The sequence below is a fragment of the Kribbella capetownensis genome, assembly GCF_004331485.1.
Classification (GTDB): Bacteria; Actinomycetota; Actinomycetes; order Propionibacteriales; family Kribbellaceae; genus Kribbella; species Kribbella capetownensis.
Genome location: NZ_SJKD01000009.1, coordinates 1 through 21797, shown reverse-complemented (window position 1 = coordinate 21797; position 21797 = coordinate 1). Strand labels below are relative to the sequence as shown.

Annotated in this window: 20 protein-coding genes; 14 read left to right on the top strand and 6 right to left on the bottom strand. The window is 67.8% G+C overall.

The window, feature by feature from the left end:
• Entirely contained in the window at nucleotides 1-591 is a 591-nt protein-coding gene (locus tag E0H75_RS33100) for a TetR/AcrR family transcriptional regulator (protein ID WP_131517662.1), read from the top strand.
• On the opposite strand, the gene E0H75_RS33095 is transcribed toward E0H75_RS33100, so the two are convergent.
• Together E0H75_RS33095 and E0H75_RS33090 are read right to left on the bottom strand one after the other, a co-directional pair.
• Nucleotides 584-1534 (bottom strand): nucleoside hydrolase, encoded by a 951-nt coding sequence (locus E0H75_RS33095; protein ID WP_131517661.1) that lies wholly within the window; start codon nucleotides 1532-1534, stop codon nucleotides 584-586. The genes E0H75_RS33100 and E0H75_RS33095 overlap by 8 nt on opposite strands.
• Before the next feature lie 30 nt (nucleotides 1535-1564).
• Complete coding sequence (locus E0H75_RS33090; protein WP_131517660.1) at nucleotides 1565-2257, bottom strand: GntR family transcriptional regulator; 693 nt, start codon at nucleotides 2255-2257, stop codon at nucleotides 1565-1567.
• A gap of 136 nt (nucleotides 2258-2393) precedes the next feature.
• On the opposite strand from E0H75_RS33090, the gene E0H75_RS33085 reads away from it, so the two are divergent.
• The 5 genes from E0H75_RS33085 to E0H75_RS33065 all read left to right on the top strand — a co-directional run bounded on the left by E0H75_RS33085 (nucleotide 2394) and on the right by E0H75_RS33065 (nucleotide 10554).
• Entirely contained in the window at nucleotides 2394-4109 is a 1716-nt protein-coding gene (locus tag E0H75_RS33085) for a GH39 family glycosyl hydrolase (protein ID WP_131517659.1), read from the top strand.
• A gap of 85 nt (nucleotides 4110-4194) precedes the next feature.
• Nucleotides 4195-5082: a dihydrodipicolinate synthase family protein gene (locus E0H75_RS33080; protein ID WP_131517658.1), complete on the top strand. Its 888-nt coding sequence runs from the start codon at nucleotides 4195-4197 to the stop codon at nucleotides 5080-5082.
• Nucleotides 5079-6767, top strand: a complete 1689-nt coding sequence (locus tag E0H75_RS33075) for a dihydroxy-acid dehydratase (protein ID WP_131517657.1) — start codon at nucleotides 5079-5081, stop codon at nucleotides 6765-6767. Before E0H75_RS33080 ends, E0H75_RS33075 begins: the two co-directional genes overlap by 4 nt.
• A 279-nt stretch (nucleotides 6768-7046) precedes the next feature.
• The gene (gene nrdR / locus E0H75_RS33070) at nucleotides 7047-7541 is read left to right on the top strand and encodes a transcriptional regulator NrdR (protein WP_131354813.1); all 495 of its coding nucleotides are present in this window, start codon (nucleotides 7047-7049) and stop codon (nucleotides 7539-7541) included.
• Between the two features lie 97 nt (nucleotides 7542-7638).
• Nucleotides 7639-10554, top strand: a complete 2916-nt coding sequence (locus E0H75_RS33065; RefSeq protein ID WP_131517656.1) for a vitamin B12-dependent ribonucleotide reductase — start codon at nucleotides 7639-7641, stop codon at nucleotides 10552-10554.
• Between the two features lie 111 nt (nucleotides 10555-10665).
• Here E0H75_RS33065 and E0H75_RS33060 read toward each other — a convergent pair whose 3' ends face one another.
• Entirely contained in the window at nucleotides 10666-11622 is a 957-nt protein-coding gene (locus tag E0H75_RS33060; RefSeq protein WP_131517655.1) for a hypothetical protein, read from the bottom strand.
• Complete coding sequence (locus E0H75_RS33055; protein ID WP_165554198.1) at nucleotides 11619-12569, bottom strand: hypothetical protein; 951 nt, start codon at nucleotides 12567-12569, stop codon at nucleotides 11619-11621. Before E0H75_RS33055 ends, E0H75_RS33060 begins: the two co-directional genes overlap by 4 nt.
• Before the next feature lie 122 nt (nucleotides 12570-12691).
• Between E0H75_RS33055 and E0H75_RS33050 the strand changes: the two genes are divergently transcribed.
• Nucleotides 12692-14326: a helix-turn-helix transcriptional regulator gene (locus E0H75_RS33050; protein ID WP_165554196.1), complete on the top strand. Its 1635-nt coding sequence runs from the start codon at nucleotides 12692-12694 to the stop codon at nucleotides 14324-14326.
• A gap of 62 nt (nucleotides 14327-14388) precedes the next feature.
• A complete protein-coding gene (locus tag E0H75_RS33045) occupies nucleotides 14389-15447 on the top strand; it encodes a class I SAM-dependent methyltransferase (RefSeq protein ID WP_131517652.1) in 1059 nt (352 codons plus the stop codon).
• 60 nt (nucleotides 15448-15507) lie between these two features.
• Here the strand turns inward: E0H75_RS33045 and E0H75_RS33040 are convergent, their stop codons facing one another.
• The gene (locus E0H75_RS33040; protein ID WP_131517651.1) at nucleotides 15508-16332 is read right to left on the bottom strand and encodes an aldo/keto reductase; all 825 of its coding nucleotides are present in this window, start codon (nucleotides 16330-16332) and stop codon (nucleotides 15508-15510) included.
• Nucleotides 16333-16544: 212 nt separating this feature from the next.
• Here E0H75_RS33040 and E0H75_RS33035 point away from each other — a divergent pair, with 212 nt between their 5' ends.
• The gene (locus E0H75_RS33035; RefSeq protein ID WP_131517650.1) at nucleotides 16545-17174 is read left to right on the top strand and encodes a hypothetical protein; all 630 of its coding nucleotides are present in this window, start codon (nucleotides 16545-16547) and stop codon (nucleotides 17172-17174) included.
• Nucleotides 17175-17366: 192 nt separating this feature from the next.
• On the top strand, nucleotides 17367-18386 hold the full coding sequence (locus E0H75_RS33030; RefSeq protein ID WP_131517649.1) for a hypothetical protein: 1020 nt from the start codon (nucleotides 17367-17369) through the stop codon (nucleotides 18384-18386).
• A gap of 59 nt (nucleotides 18387-18445) precedes the next feature.
• Here the strand turns inward: E0H75_RS33030 and E0H75_RS33025 are convergent, their stop codons facing one another.
• Nucleotides 18446-18742 (bottom strand): hypothetical protein, encoded by a 297-nt coding sequence (locus E0H75_RS33025; RefSeq protein WP_238163409.1) that lies wholly within the window; start codon nucleotides 18740-18742, stop codon nucleotides 18446-18448.
• Between the two features lie 139 nt (nucleotides 18743-18881).
• Here E0H75_RS33025 and E0H75_RS33020 point away from each other — a divergent pair, with 139 nt between their 5' ends.
• The 4 genes from E0H75_RS33020 to E0H75_RS33005 all read left to right on the top strand — a co-directional run bounded on the left by E0H75_RS33020 (nucleotide 18882) and on the right by E0H75_RS33005 (nucleotide 21158).
• Complete coding sequence (locus E0H75_RS33020; protein WP_131517648.1) at nucleotides 18882-19235, top strand: helix-turn-helix domain-containing protein; 354 nt, start codon at nucleotides 18882-18884, stop codon at nucleotides 19233-19235.
• Nucleotides 19236-19264: 29 nt separating this feature from the next.
• Nucleotides 19265-19468, top strand: a complete 204-nt coding sequence (locus E0H75_RS33015) for a KTSC domain-containing protein (RefSeq protein ID WP_131517647.1) — start codon at nucleotides 19265-19267, stop codon at nucleotides 19466-19468.
• 77 nt (nucleotides 19469-19545) lie between these two features.
• Nucleotides 19546-19773 (top strand): hypothetical protein, encoded by a 228-nt coding sequence (locus tag E0H75_RS33010; RefSeq protein ID WP_131517646.1) that lies wholly within the window; start codon nucleotides 19546-19548, stop codon nucleotides 19771-19773.
• A 65-nt stretch (nucleotides 19774-19838) separates the two neighbouring features.
• Complete coding sequence (locus E0H75_RS33005; RefSeq protein WP_131517645.1) at nucleotides 19839-21158, top strand: serine hydrolase domain-containing protein; 1320 nt, start codon at nucleotides 19839-19841, stop codon at nucleotides 21156-21158.
• Nucleotides 21159-21797 lie beyond the last annotated feature (639 nt).

Genomic DNA, 21797 nt, shown 5'->3' with positions numbered 1-21797 from the left:
GTGACCAGACGCGACCCGTCCTCCCATGCCGCCGCGGGGATCTCCGTCAGCGCGATCGCCGACGCCGCCCTGGCGGTCATCCGCGGCAACGGGGTCGACGCACTCACCATGCGATCCGTCGCCGAGCGCCTGAATGTCCGGGCGCCGTCGCTCTACCACCACGTCCACAACAAGGACGAGCTCCTCGACCTGGTCGCACGGAACGCGTTCGATCAGTTCACCGGCGACAACACGGCGTACCAGGGGCTGCGCAGTGTCGACGAGTGGATTGCCGTCACCAAGGCGGGGGCGTTGGAACTGCGGGCGTTCTACGCCGACCATCCCGGCCTGGCCGGCCTGATCCAGGCGAAGGCGACGCCGGACCGCGATCGGGGTGAGGGTTCGCGGGCTGAGCTGGTCCGCACACAGATCGAATCCCTCGTCGACCTCGGCGTACCCGAAGCGCAGGCGCGTCACCTGTTCGAGGTCAGTGCCCGTTGGACTCTCGCGGCCGTGGTCGCTGAGTCCAACGGCAGCCCCGATCTCTTCGGCGATGGCCTCGAGCTGTTCATGGACGGACTGCGCGCCCGTCTCCAGGGGCTGGCTACTTGACCGTACTCAACCAGAGCTCGGCGTACCGCGCGCCATCCACCGCGGTCGCGACCTGTACGACGGTCGGCGACGGGCCATGGGGATCGCTGCTCAGGTCGGCCGCCCAATCACGGGTGTCGACGATCGTCCGACCGCGCGACCAACTTCCGGACAACTCGACCCGCAGGGGGAAGGGCTGCGTCGTCAGCCCATCCGGATCGATCACCGCACACACTGCGCCGCCGTCGCCGATGCTGGCGCCATCCGACTTGTAGAGCTCGCTCCGCTTCTCGATCAACCGCCGAGCGAGGTCCGCCGACGGCGATCCACCCAGCCCGCGCGCCTGCTCCATCGTGATCACCACGTCGTAGAACACATCCAGGCCGTACATCGTCACCGGTACGCCGAGCTCGCCGGCCGCGGTGAGGACGACCGCAGCCGCCTCTGGATCCGTCCAGATGTTGAACTCCGCCGACGCCGTCGCATTCCCGATCCCGGCCGCGCCGCCCATGAACACGATCTCGTGGAGCCCGGCCGCCGCCTCGGGGTACGTCCGGAGCAGCAGCGCGATGTTCGTCATCGGAGCCAACGGGATCAGCGTCACGAGTTCACCGGTCGCCGCGGCCTCACGCAGTACGTCGCGGAGCAACTCGACCGCATGCCGCCCATCCGTCGTACGAGTCGACCGCGGCCAGTCCAGGTCGCCCAGCCCGTCCGTGCCATGGACGTGCGGCGCCGCGCGAACCGGCTGGAGCAACGGCACCGCGGCTCCCCGAGCCACAGGCACGTCAGTCCGACCCGCAGCCTCCAGAACCGTCAGCGTGTTGATCACCACGTCGTCGAGCCCGACGTTCCCGCCAACACATGTCACGGCCTTCAGGTCGAGCTCAGGATGCCGCGCCGCCAGCAGCAGCGCACACGCATCATCCAACCCCGTATCAACATCAAGAATCACCGGCCTCATACCGCCATCCTCACGCATCCACGGAGCAGGTCAGTGGCGCGCCGTGATGAGGCGGTGATAGGCGCCGGTGAGGTGGTGGTTGATGGCTTCGGTGGCGGCGGTGGTGTCACCGCTGGTGATGATGTCGCGGATGGCTTTGTGCTCGGCGTACGCGATCTCGTGGAAGTCGCGGCGGGCGACGTGCCGTGAGTGGAGGAGCATCGCGACCTGGCTGCGGATCTGCTGCCAGGCCCGGTCGAGCCGCGAATGCGCGGCGGCCTGGTAGAGCACGTCGTGGAACGCGAAGTCCAGATCCAGGGCGGTCTGCGGCTCGTAGTCCGGCCCGAGCGCCCGCATCTGCTCGAGTACGTCGTCCATCGTCGCCAGGTGCTCGTCGGTCAACCGGGGGAGTGCTCGGGTGATCGCCAGTTGTTCGAGGCTCAGCCGGAGCGTGTAGATCTCCTCGATGTCCTCATCGGTCAGCGCGATCACCTGCGCGCCGCGATGCCGGCGCAGTACGACGAGACCCTCGCGCTCGAGCTCGATCAGCGCCTCCCGGATCGGGCCACGGCTCATCTCCAGCGCGGCCGCGAGCTCGCCCTCGGGGAGGTGTGCGCCTGGTGCGAGGGCACCGCTGACGATCATCTGCCGCAGAGCCGGTACGACGGTCGCCCACAGGGCAGGACTGCGCTCGGCCTGCCGAGCGAGCTGATCCAGCGGTCCCGCCACGGTTGGTTCCTCCATCGATGTAAACCGTTGATTGTTAACCATTGACATTTAACAATGTCCCCACCAGGCTAACTCGCAGACTCGCCACGGGAAGAGGTCGCGCCTTGGTGCAGCAGCGTGTTTATCGATACAACCGGACTGAAAGGCTGACATGACCGAGAACAGCTCTCCCAGCGCGGTTCAGCAACTCCCGTATGCCCCGTCCGACCCCGACGCGCCGCGGCTGCAGCAGGTGCACGTGACCGTCGACGCGGCGCAGGAGCTCGGCGCGCTCGACCGCCCGTGGGCCAGCCTCGGGTACGACGAGATCAACTGGACCTACACGCCGCAGGGACGCCGGACCCTGCGGACGATCGGTGGGTTCGCGGAGACGCCGTACCACGTCCGGCCGCACAACATCTTCAACAGCGGCACCGGCTTCGGCCTGCCGCACTGGGGGAGCGGCAACGTCTACCACGAGGACGCGGACGGGAAGCCGTTCTACGACTTCACCATCGCCGATCTGACCTACGACGCGATCGTCGAGGCCGGTCACCATCCCCTGGTCGAGCTCGCGTTCACGCCGCTCGCGCTCGTCCCGGAGGAGGCGAGGACCGACTTCCCGTTCGGCGACAGCCCCAGCCAGTACAGCGGGTACGAGGCCGGCTGGTGGACCTACCCGCCGAAGGACTACGCGAAGTGGGGCGGCCTGGTCGCCGCACTCGTCGAGCACGCCCTGGAGCGGTACGGCGCCGACGAGGTGCAGCACTGGCTGTGGGAGCTGTGGAACGAGCCGGACATCTCGTACTGGAAGGGCACGCCCGAACAGTTCCACGAGTTGTACGACGTCACGGTCAAGTCGATCCGCGAGGTCTACCCCGAGGCGAAGGTCGGCGGACCCGCTGTCACCGGTGGCGACCGTGGTGCCGAGTTCCTCCGCGGCTTCCTGCAGGCCTGCGCAGACCGCGACCTGCCCGTCGACTTCGTCTCCTTCCACACCAAGGGCTCGCACTTCACCCCGTGGCGCACCTACGGCCCGATCGGTGCGCCGGCGTCCTTGCAGCAGTCGCCGTCGACCCCGAAGATGCTCCGCGAGATCGACCGCGCACTGGCCGTCATCGAAGAGTTCCAGCGGTACGCCGGTCAGCCGGTGATCGTGGACGAGTGCGACGCGTCGGTGCCCGCGCACTGGGGGATCTACGACAACTCGAACTTCGCCTACCGCAACAACGAGTACTACCCGGTCTTCCAGGCCAAGCTGATGAAGAAGGTCCTCGACCTCAACGAGCAGCACACCGCGAAGGTGCACGAGGCAACCACCTGGAGCTTCCAGATCGAAGGCGAGCGGTACTTCGAGGGCACCCGGAGTTTCGTCACGGCGGCCGGGGTCGAGAAGCCGCTGATGAACGCCTACCGGGCTTTCGCGCTGCTCGGCGACCGCCGGATCGCAGCGTCGTCCGACAGTTCCGCCGACATCTCCGACATCAGTGCCTTGGGCAACGGCCTGGCCGAGGAGGTCGACGTGCTCGCGAGCCGCGCCTCGGCCGACGGCAGCGTCGCCGTCCTCGTCTGGCGGCACACCGACGATCAGTACGCCGCTGACACCACGACAGCTCGGGTGGACCTCGAGGTGAACGGACTGGACTCCGGCGACTGGACCGTGCAGCACTACCGGATCGACCACAGCCACAGCAACAGCCACACGGTCTGGCAGGACCTCGGTGAACCACAGGATCCGACGCCTGAGCAGCTCGCGACGATCACCGATCGCCAGGGACTCGAGCGGTTCGCGGCGGACGCCGCGGTCACGGTCGACGGATCGCTCTCTCTCACCCTCGATCTTCCGCTTCCGTCGCTGAGCCTCCTCGTTCTGACCAGGGCGGTCTGATTCCTCGCCGTCCGGTGGGGTAAAGCTGTCCGGATAGGGCAGAGAGGGTGGCACCGGCCGCCGCGGTGACGACGAGAGGAGTTCCATGACGTTGGATCCCGGGGTGTGGGGCGTGCTGGCGACGCCACTGACGGCGGACGGATCCGCGGTCGACACCGAGTCGCTGGCGCGGCAGGTCCGGCATTACGAGTCCATCGGGGCGACCGGGTTGACCGTGCTCGGTGTCTTCGGCGAAGCGGCTCGGCTGACGCCCGCGGAGCGGCGGACGGTGGTGGAGACGGTCGTTGCCTCCTCGGCTCGGCTGCCGCTCGTCATCGGCATCAGCGCACTGAAGCTCGACGAGGTGGTGGCCGAGGCCGCCAACGTGTTGCCGGCGGTCGGATCTCGCCTGGCCGGACTCATGGTTCAAGTGAACTCCAGCGATCCGGATGCCCTGAGCAAGCATCTGAACGAGGTTGCCGAGCGCACCGAACGCCCGCTCGTGGTCCAGGACTACCCGGTGATCACCGGTATCTCGATCGCCACCGCCGATCTGGTCGCCGCCGTACGCGCCGTGCCGTCTGCTGTGGCCGTGAAGTCCGAGTCGTCGCCGAGCCCGCCCGCGGTGGCCGAGTTGGCGGCCGGACTCGACGTACCGATCTTCGGCGGGCTCGGCGGCACCTGCCTGCTCGACGAACTGGCGGTCGGCGCCGCGGGCGCGATGACCGGCTTCTCCGTCCCGGAGGGGCTGCTCGCGTGCGTGGCGGCGTACCGATCCGGTGGCTTCGAGGCGGCGCGGGAGGTCTGGCGGGACTACCTGCCGCTGGTCAACTTCGAGTTCCAGGCCGGGATCGCGCTCGGCCTGCGCAAGCGCAGTCTCGTCCTGCGCGGGCTGATCACCTACGACGCCGTTCGCGCGCCGGCCGCCGTACCACCGCAGAGCATGCTGCGGTTGCTGGAGGAGCACCTGCGTCGGACCCCAGGAGCACTATGACGAAGGGCATCTACCGGGGGCTGGTCAGCTACGGGGATCCGGAGTTCTCGCGATTCCTGCGGCGGGCATTCCTGCACGCCAGCGGCCGGTCACCGGAGTCGCTGGACCGTCCGGTGATCGGTATCGCCACCTCGGCCAGCGACTACAACCCTTGCCACCGGCAACAGCCGGAGCTGGTGAAGTCGGTGGCCCGCGGCATCATCGCGGCCGGTGGACTGCCGATGGAGTTCCCGACTGTCTCGCTGGGGGAGAGCTTCCTCGAGCCGACCTCGATGGTCTACCGCAACCTGATGGCGATGGACGTCGAGGAGCTCGTCCGGGCCCAGCCGATGGACGGTGTCGTCCTCGTCGGCGGCTGCGACAAGACCGTTCCGGCGCAGCTGATGGGAGCGTTGTCCGCTGGGCGCCCGGCGATCCAGCTCGTCACCGGCCCGATGTCGACCGGGCGGTACCAGGGCGAGCGGTTGGGTGCGTGCACCGACTGCCGCCGCTTCTGGGCGAGCTACCGAGCCGGTGAGGTGTCGGAAGAAGAGATCGGGCGGGTGGAGCGCAACCTGGCGACGACAGCCGGCACCTGTGCGGTCATGGGCACTGCGTCGACGATGGCCTGCATCGTCGAGGCTCTCGGCATGGCTCTGCCGGACAGCGCTGCGGCTCCCGCGGTGCACGCTGACCGGCTGCGGATCGGGGAAGCCACAGGCGCCGCCGCAGTGTCGATCGCCGTGGCCGGCCGTACGCCGGACCAGGTCGTCACCGCAGCCTCGGTACGCAACGCGTTACGAGTGCTGTTGGCGATCGGTGGGTCGACAAATGCCTTGATCCACCTGACTGCGATCGCCGGACGGCTCGGGCTCAGGATCGATCCGGACGAGCTGAAAGAGCTGAGTGACACCACACCGGTGCTGGTCGAGCTGAAGCCGACCGGTGCTCACTACATGGAGGATCTACATGCCTCCGGCGGATTGCCCGCCGTACTGCATGAGCTGCGGGACTTGCTGGATCTGTCTGCGTTGACGGTGACCGGGGAGACGCTGGGGGAGCGGCTGGGTGACGGACCGCCCTGGGTGGACCGGGATGTCGTGCGGCCGATGAGCGATCCGAGCCGGGACAAGGGCGGTCTGGTCTGGCTGAGCGGGTCTCTGGCGCCGTCCGGTGCGCTGATCAAGCGGTCCGCCGCCGACCCAGAGCTCTTCGAGACGACTGGGCGTGCTGTCGTGTTCAGCTCGTTGGAGGACTTGGCAGCCCGGATCGACGATCCCGCGCTGGATGTGGAGCCGTCCGACGTACTGGTCCTGCAGAACGCCGGTCCACTCGGAGCAGGTATGCCCGAGGCCGGCTATCTGCCGATCCCGGCCAAGCTCGCCCGGAGCGGTGTCCGTGACATGGTCAGGATCTCCGACGCGCGCATGAGCGGCACGGCGTACGGAACGATCGTCCTGCACGTCTCGCCGGAAGCCGCCCTGGGCGGTCCGCTCGCTCTGGTCCGTACGGGCGATCAGATCCGGCTGTCCGTGTCCGAGGGCCGGCTCGACCTGCTGGTCCCGCCGGACGAGTTGGACAAGCGCCGAGCCGATCTCCCGGTGTCCGCCCCGCCGATGGTCACCGGCTACCGAAAGTTGTTCCGCGACCACGTTCTGGGAGCGGACCAGGGCTGCGATTTCGACTTCTGCCTGCCCGGCTCCTGACCCTCTCGGCGGGCCGTAGTTTGCTCCTCCGCGGGCCCGTTCCGGCGGCGCCACGCGGGAGTACACCAGGCCGCGCGGGTGTTGGAACAAAGAGACGCGCGCGAGATTCCGGCGTTCTTGCAAACTGTCGGAGCAGCGATCTAGGATCGCTAGATGTAGTGGTTACACGGGTGTAATTTTCCACAGGTAGTGGTCGGTTACGCACACGTCATACACAAGTTGTCCCCAGAAAGATCCACAGGACGCCCACGGGCGGCCTCACGGGAGGAGTGATTCGTCGTGCACTGTCCGTATTGCCGGCACGTCGACTCCCGGGTCGTCGACAGCAGGGTGGCCGAGGACGGCGGAGCGATCCGCCGCCGCCGGCAGTGCCCGGTGTGCGAGAAGCGGTTCACCACCGTCGAGCAGATGCAGCTTACGGTCGTGAAGCGCTCCGGCGCGACCGAGCCGTTCAGCCGGGAGAAGGTCATCAACGGCGTCGGCAAGGCCTGCAAGGGCCGGCCGGTCGACGTGGACGCGCTGGCCCGGCTGGGCCAGAAGGTCGAGGACGCGCTCAAGGCGAGCGGCTCGCCGGAGGTGCCCGCGCACGAGGTCGGACTCGCGATCCTCGGGCCGCTGCGGGAGCTCGACGAGGTCGCCTACCTGCGGTTCGCGAGCGTCTACCGGCAGTTCGAGTCGGCCGACGACTTCGAGACGGAGATCGCGCTGCTGCGGGCGGAGAAGGAGCCTGAGGGCACCGAGCCGCGCCCGCTGAAGCCGACCCAGCAGACATAAATCGGGGATTCAGCACCACCATCTGCAACACCTGGCGTTACTCAACGGGGCGGTCCCGACAGACCGCGGCAGTGCAGACACACGGCGAGGAGCAACCATGACAGAGACGGTGACCGGCCACTCGGGGTCGACCAAGAGGTCGGCGGCCGGGTTCCGTGGGCGCAAGAACGCGCCCGCGGGACTCACCATCGAGCGCATCTTCACCACCGAGGGCGCGCACCCGTACGACGAGGTGACGTGGGAGCGCCGCGACGTCGTACAGCAGAACTGGAAGACCGGTGAGACCGTCTTCGAGCAGCGCGGGGTCGAGTTCCCCGACTACTGGAGCGTGAACGCGTCCACCATCGTCACCACGAAGTACTTCCGCGGCGCGGTCGGTCACGACAACCGCGAGTGGAGCCTGCGGCAGTTGCTCGACCGGGTCGTGAAGACCTACCGCAAGGCCGGCGAGGAGCACGGGTACTTCGCCACCCCGGCCGACGCCGAAGTGTTCGAGCACGAGCTCACCTGGATGCTCCTGCACCAGTACTTCAGCTTCAACTCGCCGGTCTGGTTCAACGTCGGGACCTCGTCGCCGCAGCAGGTGTCGGCCTGCTTCATCCTCGCCGTCGACGACTCGATGGACTCGATCCTGAACTGGTACAAGGAAGAGGGCCTGATCTTCAAGGGCGGCTCCGGCGCCGGTCTGAACCTGTCCCGGATCCGTTCGTCGAAGGAGCTGCTGCAGTCCAGCGGCGGTACGGCGTCCGGCCCGGTCAGCTTCATGCGCGGCGCGGACGCGAGCGCCGGGACGATCAAGTCCGGCGGCGCCACCCGGCGCGCGGCCAAGATGGTCGTGCTCGACGTCGACCACCCCGACATCGAGGAGTTCGTCGACACCAAGATGCGCGAGGAGGAGAAGATCCGGGTCCTGCGCGACGCGGGCTTCGACATGGACCTCGGCGGTCGCGACATCACCTCGGTGCAGTACCAGAACGCCAACAACTCGGTCCGGGTCACCGACGAGTTCATGCGCGCGGTCGAGGACAAGGGCGAGTTCGGGCTGCGGGCGCGGCTGGACAACTCGGTGATCGAGACCGTCGACGCGCGGTCGCTGTTCGACAAGATCGCCCAGGCCGCGTGGGCCTGTGCCGACCCGGGTCTGCAGTACGACGACACCATCAACGACTGGCACACCACGCCGGAGACGGGCCGGATCACCGCGTCCAACCCGTGCTCGGAGTACATGCACCTGGACAACTCGTCCTGCAACCTGGCGTCGCTGAACCTGATGAAGTTCCTCCGCGACGACGACCTGTTCGACTCGGAGAAGTTCGTCAAGGCCGTCGAGCTGATCATCACCGCGATGGACATCTCGATCTGCTTCGCCGACTTCCCGACCGAGGCGATCGGCGACACCACCCGCGCGTACCGGCAGCTCGGCATCGGCTACGCGAACCTCGGTGCGTTGCTGATGGCAACGGGTCACGCCTACGACTCCGACGGTGGTCGCGCACTGGCGGGCGCTATCACCTCGCTGATGACGGGTACGTCGTACAAGCGCTCGGCCGAGCTGGCCGGCGTCGTCGGCCCGTACGACGGTTTCGAGCGGAACAAGGACGCGCACACCCGGGTGATGCGCAAGCACGCCGCGGCCAACGACGCGATCCGGACGCTGCACGAGATCGACAAGGACGTGCACACGCACGCCACGGCCGCGTGGGACGCCGTACTGAAGGTCGGCGGCAAGAACGGCTGGCGGAACGCGCAGGCCTCGGTGCTCGCACCGACCGGCACCATCGGCTTCATGATGGACTGCGACACCACCGGGATCGAGCCGGACTTCTCGCTGGTCAAGTTCAAGAAGCTGGTCGGCGGCGGCTCGATGCAGATCGTCAACCAGACCGTGCCGCGGGCGCTGCGTCAGTACAGCTACACCGAGGAGACGATCGAGGCGATCGTCGAGTACATCGCCGAGCACGGTCACGTGGTCGACGCTCCCGGCCTGAAGCCGGAGCACTACGAGATCTTCGACACCGCGATGGGTGAGCGGTCGATCAAGCCGATGGGCCACGTCCGGATGATGGCGGCCGCGCAGCCGTTCCTGTCCGGCGCGATCTCCAAGACGGTGAACCTGCCGGAGACCGCGACGGTCGAGGAGATCGCCGACGTCTACTTCCAGGGCTGGAAGCTCGGCCTGAAGGCGCTCGCGGTCTATCGCGACAACTGCAAGGTCGGTCAGCCGCTGGCCGACGCCAAGGCGAAGAAGGCCTCCGAGGCCGCCGCGGCATCGGCCTCGGCGGACACCGATGCGGTCGCGGAGAAGGTCGTCGAGAAGATCATCGAGTACCGGCCGACCCGCAAGCGCCTGCCGAAGTCGCGGCCCTCGCGGACCACGTCGTTCAGCGTCGGCGGCGCCGAGGGGTACATGACCGCCGGCTCCTACCCGGACGACGGTCTGGGCGAGGTCTTCCTGAAGATGGGCAAGCAGGGTTCGACCCTGGCCGGGGTGATGGACGCCTTCTCGATCGCGATCTCGATCGCGCTGCAGCACGGCGTACCGCTGGAGACCTACGTCCAGAAGTTCACCAACCTGAAGTTCGAGCCGGCCGGTCTGACCGACGACCCGGACGTGCGGATGGCGCAGTCGATCATGGACTACATCTTCCGGCGCCTGGCCCTGGACTACCTGCCGTTCGACGACCGGGCCGCCCTGGGCATCTACTCCGCGGACGAGCGGTCCCGGCAGCTCGACACCGGTTCCTACGAGCCGGCCCCGGTCGAGGTCTCCGAGGCCGAGTCGTTGAAGTCGGTCGAGCCGGCCGCCGAGAGCGCCGACAAGCCGGTCGTGGCGGAAGCGGCCGCGGCCAAGCCGCTCGACACCTCTGAGGTCCGCACGACCGCCGAGATGTTCGAGCTCATCACGGGTACGTCGGTCGACGCACCACTGTGCTTCACCTGCGGCACGAAGATGCGTCCGAGCGGCTCCTGCTACGTCTGCGAAGGCTGCGGCAGCACCTCCGGCTGCAGCTGACACCAACGGGGTGCGGCGGCGGGTGTGCTGTCCGCCGCCGCACCACCCCAGCTGATAGCGCCACGGCCCCCGGGAACTTCCCACATTCCCCGGGGGCCGCAGCGCGTCTACCTATGGGCTCGAGCGGGGCGGGTTGGTGCCGTAGTCGCCGACGATCTGGCCGCGGTTGTTGAGGTCGAGCGCGCGGGTGTACGTCGCATCCGGGCCGTCGAACATCGTGTAGCGGCTGCGCTGGAACCGGAACGCTCGGGATCCGCCGTTGGCGTCGTACGCGAGTCCGACGATCTGACCGCGTTCGTTGATCGAGGCCGGCTGCGTCCCTCCGCTGGTGGGGTCGGCGCCGGGAGCCTCGGGAAGAGTCGCGATGTCGCCGGCCGGGTCCCGGCGGAAGCCGTGGTACGCACCGTCCTTGTCGACGTACGACCCGACGATCTGACCTCTGTTGTTGATCCCGGTCAGCAGCGTGGCAGTGGCATCCGGGACGTCGACGGTCCGGTAGCGACCGTTGTCCCAGAGCATGCCGTGGACCCCGGTGCTGTCGGCGTAGATGCCGACGGCCTGACGCCGGTCGTTGATCTTCAGTACGCCGGTCACCTGCGAGCCGGGGTAGCGGATGCCGACGTACCGGCCGCTCCTGGTGCGGAGGAACGACGTGGTCGTGAACCCCTGGTCGTCGTCGTAGAAGCCCACGATCTCGCCGCGGTTGTTGATGTCGACCAGTTCGTCGGACAGGCCGGGTGGGCGTTGGCGGGGTGGTGCGATCTCGCGGTAGCGACCCTTCCGGTCGAGGACGAAGTGACGGATGATGCCGCCGCGTCGATCCACGTACACACCGAGAATGTCGCCGCGGTCGTTGATCCCGAGCGTGCCGGTCCCGGCGTACCCGTCTGATGTGGCGGGAGTGGTCGTGGCCCGGGGGTGGTCGACCGTGCGCGGTCGGCCGTCCGCGACCACGAACCCGTGGATTGTGTTCCCCACGGCGGTCGGCGGTGGGTCGGCTGCTGCGGGAAGTACGGCGAGTGTGGCGAGCGCGACGGCGGATATGCCTGCCAGGGCGCGGGTCTTCATCGGTCCTCCTTGGGCGGGGCGCCGCCGGCTGGGGTCGGGTTCTCGTAGACGCCGGTGATGCTGCCGTGGTCGTTGAGGCCGAACACGATCGTTCGCGACGCGCCGGGGTAGTCGATCCGAGTGACGGGGCCGGTGGGTCCGTTCCTCAGCACGAATCCTTGAATATTGGTGGCCGTGGGCAACGGCAGCGCATCCGTGGTGAAACCGGCGATCTGGCCGCGGTCGTTGATGTCGGCGGGGAAGGTCAGCTTCGCGTCCGGCGCGTCGATCGTGGTGACCCGGCCGCGGGCGTCGCGGAAGAACGCGTGGATGGATCCGTCGGACTCGAAGTACAGCCCGACCGTGTCACCGCGGTCGTTGACGCCCATCAGCGTTGTCCCGGCGGCGCCGCGGACGTCGATGGTGGTGAACTTCCGGTTCGCCCACAGGTAGCCGTGATACTTGCCGCCCTTGTCGAGGTAGTCGCCGGCGATCCGACCGCGGTCGTCCAGGCCGAACGCCTGGGTGGCGACGGCGCCCGGCTTGCGGATCGTGGCGAAGCGGCGTGCGTCGCGCAGGAAGCCGTACTGCGTGCACGGTTCGGAGTCGCAGGCGGTGCCAACGATCTGGCCGCGGTCGTTGATCTCAGCGACGTAGGTGTCGATCGCGCCCGGAGCGTCGAAGCGGGTGAACCGGCCGCGCTTCTCGCGGAGGAACCCGTGGCTGGCTCCGGTGTCGGCGTCGACGTACGTTCCGGCGACCTGTCCGCGGTCGTTGAGGTCGACGAACTCGTTGGCGCTGATGCCGTCGGGCGGGTCGAAGGCGCTGTAACGACCTCCGTCCAGGACGAACACCGGACCCAACGATGACGGGCCTTCTGTCGCGTGATGATTGCCGGCCGCAGCCGGCGAGCCCGCCGCCAGCACCGCGGCGAGGGCCACGATCGTGGCGCGATTGCGCAGAGTCATGTCCTGTCCTTCCGAGTGTCGGGGTCGAATGCCCGGGCCTTCGCAGCGAGCCACCGCGTAGATGGGGCCGAACACGGAATTGCCTATTTCCCGGGGACCGCGGCGCGTTTACCGTCGAAGCTGTGGAGGGGATCGACGGTCTCCTCGCGACCGGGGCGAAGGCACTCGGCGAGGGAGACTGGAGCGCGGCGCGCGCGGTGTTCGCGGAAGCAGTCGGGATCTCGGCAACGGCTCGAGGTCTGGCTGGGCTGGGTGACGCCCAGTGGTGGCTGGGCGACGTACCCGCCGCCTTCTCCTGCTGGGAACGCGCCTACGCGCTCTACCGTCAGTCCGATCCTGCAGACGCCGTCTTCGTGGCCCTTGGCCTCAGCCTCTCGTACGACGCGAACTTCGGGGATCGCGCCGCAGCACAGGGATGGGCAGCACGGGCAGTCCGCATCGCCTCGGAGGTCGCCGAGCCCGTACTGGTGGCGTGGGCGTCGCTGGCCCGGGCGTCGTCCGGCGACGATCCCGAGCTCGCCGCAGCCTGGTCGGAAGCGGCGTACGACGTTGCTGCGGTGGCGGAGGATCGCGACCTCGAGCTGTGCGCGCTGAGCATCTGGGGTGCGGCCCTGATCGACCTCGGGCAGGTGCTGGAAGGCACCGCGTTGCTGGACGAGGCTCTGGCCGGCGCGCTGGGTGGCGAGGGGGCTCGACCTGACACGGTCGTCCTCACCAGCTGTCTGCTGATGCGGTCGTGCGTGCGCGGTGCGGACTTCCTGCGCGTTGTGCAGTGGATGCGTTCGCTGGACGAGTTCATCGATCGCTACGGCTGTCCGTACCTCCACTCGACCTGCCGAGCGGCGTACGGCGCTGTCCTGGTGTCGACCGGCGATTGGCCACGCGCGGAGAACGAGCTGACCGCCGCGGCCGCGTTGGCGCGTAACTCGTTGCCTGCCGTCCAGGCAGAGGCGGCTGCCCTCCTGGCCGAGCTCCGGCTTGGCCAGGGCCGGGTTGCCGAGGCTCGGCAGCTCCTCGCCGGCTTCGAGGATCGCCCCGTCGTACGGCCGGTGCTGGCGGCCGTCCACCTCGCGGCCGGGGACGCGGCGATGGCTGAGTCGCTCGTGCGGCGTCAGCTCGTCGATGCGAATCCGCTGGAGGCGGCCCGACTCCGTGAGGTGCTTGGCGAGGCCTGTCTCGCTCGCGGCGACGCTGCGGGCGCTGCTGTGGAGGCCGAACACCTGTCTGCTCTGGGTACGACGACCGACAGCGGACTGATCGCGGCACGGGCTGCCCGGTTGTGTGGGCGAGTATTGCTGGCCCAGGCAGAGGCTGATGTGGCGGTACGCCGGTTGTCGGCGGCGCTGACGTGGTTCGGTCTGCTGGAGATGCCGGTCGAGGTCGCGCGGACCCGGATGCTGCTGGCCGAGGCGCTCTGTGCCGAGGGCGGCTCGGCGCCCGCTGTGGCTGAGGCGCGGATGGCGCTCACGGTGTTCGAGGACGTCGGTGCCTCGCGCGATGCGGATGCGGCGGCTGCGTGGCTACGGGCAGCTGGTGTGTCCGCGGCTCGGTCCGGTCCCAGGGGCCTTGGTTTGCTGACGAAACGGGAGCGGGACGTACTCGCGGTGCTGGCCGACGGGCTGCCCAATCCGGAGATCGCGGCCCGGCTGTACATCAGCCGCCGTACCGTCGAGCATCACGTGGCCAGCATCTTGTCCAAGCTCGGAGTCCGTAACCGGACCGAGGCGGCCGCGTACCTCACCCGCCTGGAGGAATAGGCGAGTTCACCGATGCTGCGCGCGATCTTCCGGGGTGATGCTGCCTGTGGGAGGTGCGGACAATGCTTTTGGACACTCCACGCGTCGAGGCTTTCGGCGCGCAGATGGGTGAGGTGCTCAACCATGGGGTGCTCACGCTGCTCATGAGCATCGGACATCAGGTGGGCCTATTCGACACGATGGCGGAACTGCCGCCCGTCACGAGTCATGAGCTCGCGGGAGCCGCGGGCCTGCAGGAGCGGTACGTGCGGGAGTGGCTGGGCGGGATGACGGTCGCGCGGATGGTGGAGTACGACGCCGAGCGCCGGACCTACTGGTTACCGCGGGAACACGCCGCTCTCCTGACCCGCGCTGCCGGGCCGGACAACCTCGCGGGCGCGACGCAGTTCATCGCATTGCTTGCGGGAGTGGAGTCGCGGTTGATCGAGTGCTTCCGCCACGGTGGCGGTGTTCCGTACGCGGAGTACACCGAGTTCCACCGGCTGATGGCCGAAGACAGTGGTGCCCTCTTCGATGCGGCACTACTCGACTCGATCCTGCCGCTGGTCCCTGGACTGCCGGAGCGGCTCGTCGACGGCATCGACGTTGCGGACATCGGTTGTGGCAGCGGGCACGCCATCAACCTGATCGCCGCGGCCTATCCGCGGAGTCGGTGCGTCGGCTACGACATCTCCACGGAAGGCATCGCGGCCGGTCGTGCCGAGGCGGACGGTCTGGGGAACGCGGAGTTCGTGGTTCGCGATGTTGCTGACCTGGGGGAGTACGAACGATTCGACCTCGTCACCGCCTTCGACGCGATCCACGACCAGGCACAGCCGGCGGCGGTGCTCGCCGGAATCGCGGCGTCGCTGCGCCCAGGCGGTGTGTTCCTGATGGTCGACATCCAGGCGTCGAGCAACCTCGAAGACAACCTGGACAACCCGTTCGCGACCTTCCTGTACGGCGTCTCGACCATGCACTGCATGACCGTCTCCCTGTCCGCCGGCGGCACCGGCCTCGGCACCGTCTGGGGCCATCAGAAGGCCCACGAAATGCTCACCAACGCCGGCTTCGCCTCCATAGACATCGCCCAAGTAGAAGCAGACGCCTTCAACGCCTACTACCTAGCCCACAAGCCCTAACCCCGCTCAAACGAGCAGCCGCCCGTTCTGCGCCGGTCCGGGGAGGTCCGGGGGTGGTGGTTAGTGGCCGGAGTGGTCTGAGTTGGCGGCGGGGCGGCTGGTGCCGTCGAGGGCTGCTAGGGCGGACAGCTGGGCGGGCGTCAGGTCGAAGTCGAAGATATCCAGGTTGTCGGCGAGCCGGCCTGGGTTGGCTGACTTGGGAATCGGTACGACGTCCTGCTGGGTCTCCCAACGCAGAACCACCTGACCCGGCGACCGCCCATGGGCCTTGGCAATCTCCTGCACAGCCGGATGGCTCAGCAGATCGGTCCCCTTACCCAACGGACTCCACGCCTCGGTGACGATCCCGTGCTGCGCATGGAACTCCCGCTCCGCGGCCTTCGCCCACACCGGACTCAGCTGCACTTGATTGACCTCAGGCGCCACCCCGGTCTCGTCGATGAGCCGCGACAGGTGAGCAGGCTTGAAGTTCGACGTACCGATCGCCCGCACCAACCCCGCCTCCCGCAACTCGATCAGCCCGCGCCACGCGTCGACGTACCGGTCCTGCTCCGGGTTAGGCCAATGAATCAGCAGCAGGTCGAGGTACTCGAGGCCTAGCTTCTCCGCGCTGGCCTCGAATGCGGTCCGCGCCCCGTCGACGCTGTGCCACCGCTTGTTGAACTTCGACGTGACGAACACCTGGTCGCGCGGCGCACCACGCAGCGCCCGTCCGACCCCGACCTCGTTGCGGTAGTTCTCCGCCGTGTCGAACAGCCGATATCCAACCTCGAGCGCCTGACTGACTGCCCGTTCCGCGTCCGCGTCGTTCATCGGTGACGTTCCCAGACCGACCCGTGGCATCACCGATCCATGACTCAGCGTGACACTCGGAACCTGACTCATCCTGTCCTCCTTCGGCAGCCGCTGCCCCGCCACCGTACCGCCGCTCACGGTCCGCTCCCGCGTCCTCCACCGGCGCCCGACCGCCGTACGTCGTACGGTCCGGCCCGGACCCGAGCGGGCCGTCTCAGCCCAGATAAACAGGGGCGCGAACTGTCGGATCCGTGGTTCATCATGGTGCGGCGGGGAAGGAAACGCTTGGGAGGGATGGGCGAATGAAGAACCGGCTGATCACCCTGGTGGATCTCGGTCTGGACAGTTCGTTCGACGCCTCGATGAGCTTCGTCCAGGGCATCACCGGCAACATCAACGCCGGCTGGGACCAGCCGGTGATCGATGTGAACTTCGTCCGCACCCGCGACCACGAGACCGCGTTCTCGGCCCTGACCACCCCGTCGACCGTCCTGCACGTGATGGCACACGGTGACCACAGCGAGGAGCCGTCGTTCCTCTCGACCGACGGGAAGACCCAGGTCTCGCTGCGCTCGCTCGCGGAGTGGTTCCTCGACCGGCAGTGGGGCATTGCGAGTGGTGTCGTCATCGCCGACGGCTGCAAGACCGGCATCGGCAAATGGCAGCGGGCCATCCGCGACTGTCTCCAGGACGACATCACCTACATCGGGACCAGCACGGTCATCGGCTGGTACGAGGCGACCGTCTTCTGCTCCGCCTTCTACGGCGCCTTGGTCCGCAATCGCGGCCTCGGCCGCACCCCCGCCGAGCAGGGCTGGGACGCCGCCAACCGAGCCATCCGCGCCTACGAAACTCTCACCGACGCCCGCTGCCCGTACAAGCCCGTGGTGCTCACCCCGTCCCGCCGAGCCCTCCGCTCCCTCACCGGCTGACTCACGCTCGGCTACCGACACGCTCCGGGCGGCTACTTTCGGTGGCGCATGTGAGACTTTTTGTGGTCTCGCTGAGTGGCGGGATCCGTGGTCTGGGTTGCCGGTGACCTGGGTGGCGGAGGACGGGGAAGCCGTCCGGTATGCATTCGCCGACCTACTGACGTCCGCCCGACGCGGTGAAGGAACGCCACCATGAAGCTCCACCGGAATTCCCTCCTGACTGCTGCCGCGATTGTCCTGGTCCTCTACGTCGTATCGCTCGTCGTCGGCCTCCCGGCCTGGGCTGCCGTTGTACTCACGGTGGTGCTGCTCATCCTGCTGGCGGTGGTCTGGAAGCAGCCCGACGAACCGCGTCCCGTGATCGCCAGGCAGACGCCGGCACCATCCGTCGTCTTGCCCGATCCGGACCCCGTCTTCTCCGGACCGCCGTCGCGCACGGTGGCCGACATCCGGCTGCCGTCCGCGTCGCCCGACTTCCAGTTCAGCTTCTCGGCGGTGGTGCAGTGGTCCACCGTGCTGTCGGGCTCGCGCCACGCGGACCTCGGTGCGGTCGCCGTCCACGCCTTGCTCGAGCGGGCCAGAGCTCTGACCGCGACCCAACAGGTCACCGAGGAGTCGCTCAACCAGCACCGCCTCGCCGCGACCCTTGGTGAGCCCGCGTTGGACGAGAAGGGACAGGTGCGCTGCTGGGCGACCGAGATCCGGCTGCGGCTGCCCGACGCGGACCAGAAGCATCTCCAGCATCTCGCGGCTCTGCACCGCCGGGAGCAGACGACTCTGCTCGAACGCCGGATGGAGCAGGACAAACGCGCATACCTGAAGGACGACGTCTTTGCTACGCCTGGCTCGGCTGCGGTCTGGTGGCTGGTCAATCACCCCGGCGAGGTCGAGACGGCCCTCGGTCTGCTCGACACCCTCGCCGAACTGTCCGCGGCCGCCAACGACCTCCCGGCACGGCGTGCGTCCGCCGACGCCATCGAGCACACCAAGCCGACCCGGGCCGAACTCGCCTTCAACGCCGCGGTCGACACTCTGGTGGAACCGGACGAATCGCACCAGCAGCCGGCCCCGCCTGACGCCGGCACGCAGCCCCCAAGCGAGGTCGACAAGCCGAGCGCGACGCCCACCACGTCTCCGGGACTGAACGGCTCTGCACCCCGATCGAGCACGGAGACGCCGGCCGAGTACCGCGAGCAGTTCTTCTCGGAGTAGGTCGGTGAGGCGGGCCGGCTGCAGGGGAGGCCCGCCCCACCGAGATCGGGTCCACATGGCTACTCGTCCAGCCAGCGAATCGTGGTCGCACCGTTGTGGCCGTGGACGGTGAGCAGTGCGTGCACGCCGTCCGGCCAGACCGTGGTGGTGGGATAGCGGCCTCCCCAGTGCAGGGCCACCGTCCCGTCGCTCCACTCGACCCCTTCGGCGACGACGCCCGTACCGCTGATGCCGGAGACGTCGACATGACGGACCAGCTGGAAGCAGCGTGGCCCGGACTTGTTCGCGACCTTCAGATGACGCCGGCGCGGGATCGTCCGCAGCAGCGTCGGGGTTCTTCCGCCGATCTCGTTCATGCCTGAAGTCAACGCGCCGGAGCCGGTCCGCACCATGAACCCAACCGGTATCCACAGGGCACAAATTGTGCACTCCGACGGTCACCCAATCGCCGTAATCTGATTGCAAGGAGTGATCGACGCCCAAGGAGCGAACCCGATGACAGTCATCGAAGAATGGACCGGCCGGCACGCGCACGCCTTGCGGACGGCGCTGCGGCTGACGAACGAAGCCTTCGCCGAGCACCTCGGCATTGCGCCTCGCACGGTCACGAAGTGGCGGGAGAGACCCGAGATCGTGCCCAGTCCGTACTTACAGGAGGCACTCGACACCTCACTCAAGAACGCGCCGCCTGATGCCTTGGTCCGGTTCGAGGCCAATCTCGGCCTGGACGAGCGACGGATCCCGCTCGACCACGCCGTGCTCGACCAGCTCAACACAGCCATCGGCGACCTCGCCCGCGCCGTGGCGCGCCTGGAGTCGCCCGAGCCGGAGCGATCACCGGCACACTGACCTGTGGCGGCGTACAGAAGGAGTGAGGCATGAGACGGCGGCCGGTGAACTCGTCGAGCATCAAGTCGGTCGGCTGGTCCGACGGCACGCTCGAGCTCGAGTACGTCAACGGGTACGTCTACCAGTACGACGAAGTCCCGCAGCCGACGTACGCCGCTCTGCTCGCCGCACCGAGCATCGGCGCCTACGTGAACAAGCACATCAAGCCGTACTACGACTGTCGCGAAGTCTGACTCTGCGTTTCCGGCGGTCACGCAGCGGGCACCGGAAGGGAGTTCCACACGGGGGTGCGCCCAGCCAGGAGGTGGACATGCGCACACGTAGAGCGTCTACGACCGGTTCCCGAGCCATCACGATCATCGTTCTCGTCTGGTTGCTGATCGGCCTCGCGGCCGCGGTCCAGCGGAACTACTTCGCGGGTTCGGACGCGACGTGCGCCAAGGTGGGTACGACGCTGGTCACCATCGTCGCCGGTCCACTGAACTACATCGGCGCGAACCCGAAGATCGACTGCAGCGCGCCGCAACCGTCGAGGTAGCACCGTTCGCGTCGTAGCGTTCCCTCCACGAGGCTCCGAGCCGGTTGGAGCCGAGGGGAGGGAACGTGGACGTTCTGCGCGAGGGGATCGAGGCCGATCTCGAGAAGTTCCGGGTGCCCGGCGCGAGCTGGGCGGTGATCGAGGGTGGCGAGATCAGGTACACCGGGACCGCCGGCGTGATGCAGGCAGGCGAGTCTGCGCCGGTGGGACCGGGCACCTTGTTCCAGGCGTGCTCGATCAGCAAGCCGGTCGCGGTCCTCGCGATGCTCCGGCTGGTCGATCGCGGCCTGCTGGATCTCGATGAGGATGTGAACAAACGGCTGACGTCGTGGCAAGTGCCGCCCACTGGAGATTGGCAGCCGGTCGTCACGTTGCGGCAGTTGGCCAGCCACAGTGCGGGCCTCACGGTGCACGGATTCCCTGGGTACCACCATGAGGCCACGCTCCCGACTACCAGGCAGATCCTCGACGGCGTCAGCCCGACCAACACCTTCGGCGTACGCGTCGACACCGTCCCCGGGACCCAGTTCCGGTACGCCGGCGGCGGCACAATCGTCCTGCAACAGCTTCTCGAGGACGTGACGGGCACACCGTTCCGGCAACTCGCCCGGGAACTGGTTCTCGAACCACTCAACATGTCAGCCAGCGACTACGCCCAACCGCTACCGCCAGAGCTGTACGCCACCGCAGCGACAGCTCACGACGAGGTAGGCCGGCCCATCGACGGACGCTGGCATGCCTACCCGGAGTTGGCCGCGGCAGGATTGTGGACAACCCCGACCGATCTCGCCAAGTTCGCCATCGGCATCCATCAGGCCTACGCAGGCGTGGATGGTGCGGTGTTGTCGCCAGACCTCGCCCGCGAGATGCTCACGCCCCAGATCTCTGCCAGCGAGCGGATCGGTGGCCTGAGCCATCTCGGACTGGGACTGTTCCTCGACGACGCCGGTCAGCGCTTCGGCCACAGCGGAGGCAACGAAGGATTCAAGTGCCATCTGCTGGCCTACCGGGACAGCGGACAGGGCGCGGCGGTGATGACCAACAGCGACAACGGCATGTGGCTCGTCCTGCGCGCTTTCGCTGCGGCAGCCGCGGCGTACGGCTGGGAGGGCTACCCGATGGACGTCGAGCTGCCGGATCTCCCGTCACAGGCTCCAGCTGAACTGGCCGGTGCGTACCGGCTGGACGGCGGCCCGGCGTTCGATGTCGTACTGCGGGGGAGTGGACTCGAGGTGACGTTCGAGAAGCAGAACCCGTTGCACTTCAGCGGGCGCTCCGCGACCAGGTTCGCAGCCTCCACCGCAGACACCGAGCTCGAGCTCCGCGACGGCGACCTGGTCTTCATCCAGAACGACGAGGAGATCCCCTGCACGCGCATCACCTGAGCGACGCACACCCGGGAATAGGTGTGCGAGCACCGGGGTTACACCTCTCGACTGTCCGATGTATGACCCCGGGCCTCAACCTCCGCCGCTTCGAGCGGCCACTCGCCGAGAGGCGTCTGCCGGACAGTCGCGGTACCTCGGGTGGGGGACGAGCGATCGTCTCCCACCCGATCCACCTGCCGCCCCTTGACCGGGGGTGGATGATGGAGGTTCCACCGCTCGCGGAGACGTGAGTGGCGGATGGGAACAGAGGGACGAGAAGGCCGCGGCCGGCGGGCATCGGAGGGGTCCAGGACCCCGATTTGCATCCGCACCGCGAATGTCAGTAATGTTCTTCTTGTTGGAGCGAGGCGCAGGACGCGAAAGCGGCCGGTCCTCCGACAAACTCCCTGAAGGTCTCGGAAGCCGAAACACGCCTCGGCGGGTTTCGGACACTGAGTCACGCAGGGGGACTGGGACGAAAGAGGCCGATTTGACCGGCCGCGGACGAAACAGTAAAGTTTGGCGAGTTGCCCCGGAGCTTCAAACGAAAGTTTGAAGCGCGGTGTGCGCCCGATTTTTGAGAACTCAACAGCGTGCCGAAAGTCAATGCCGAAAGATGCATTATCCCCGTTCATGGGCTTCGGATGGTCTTCTGCT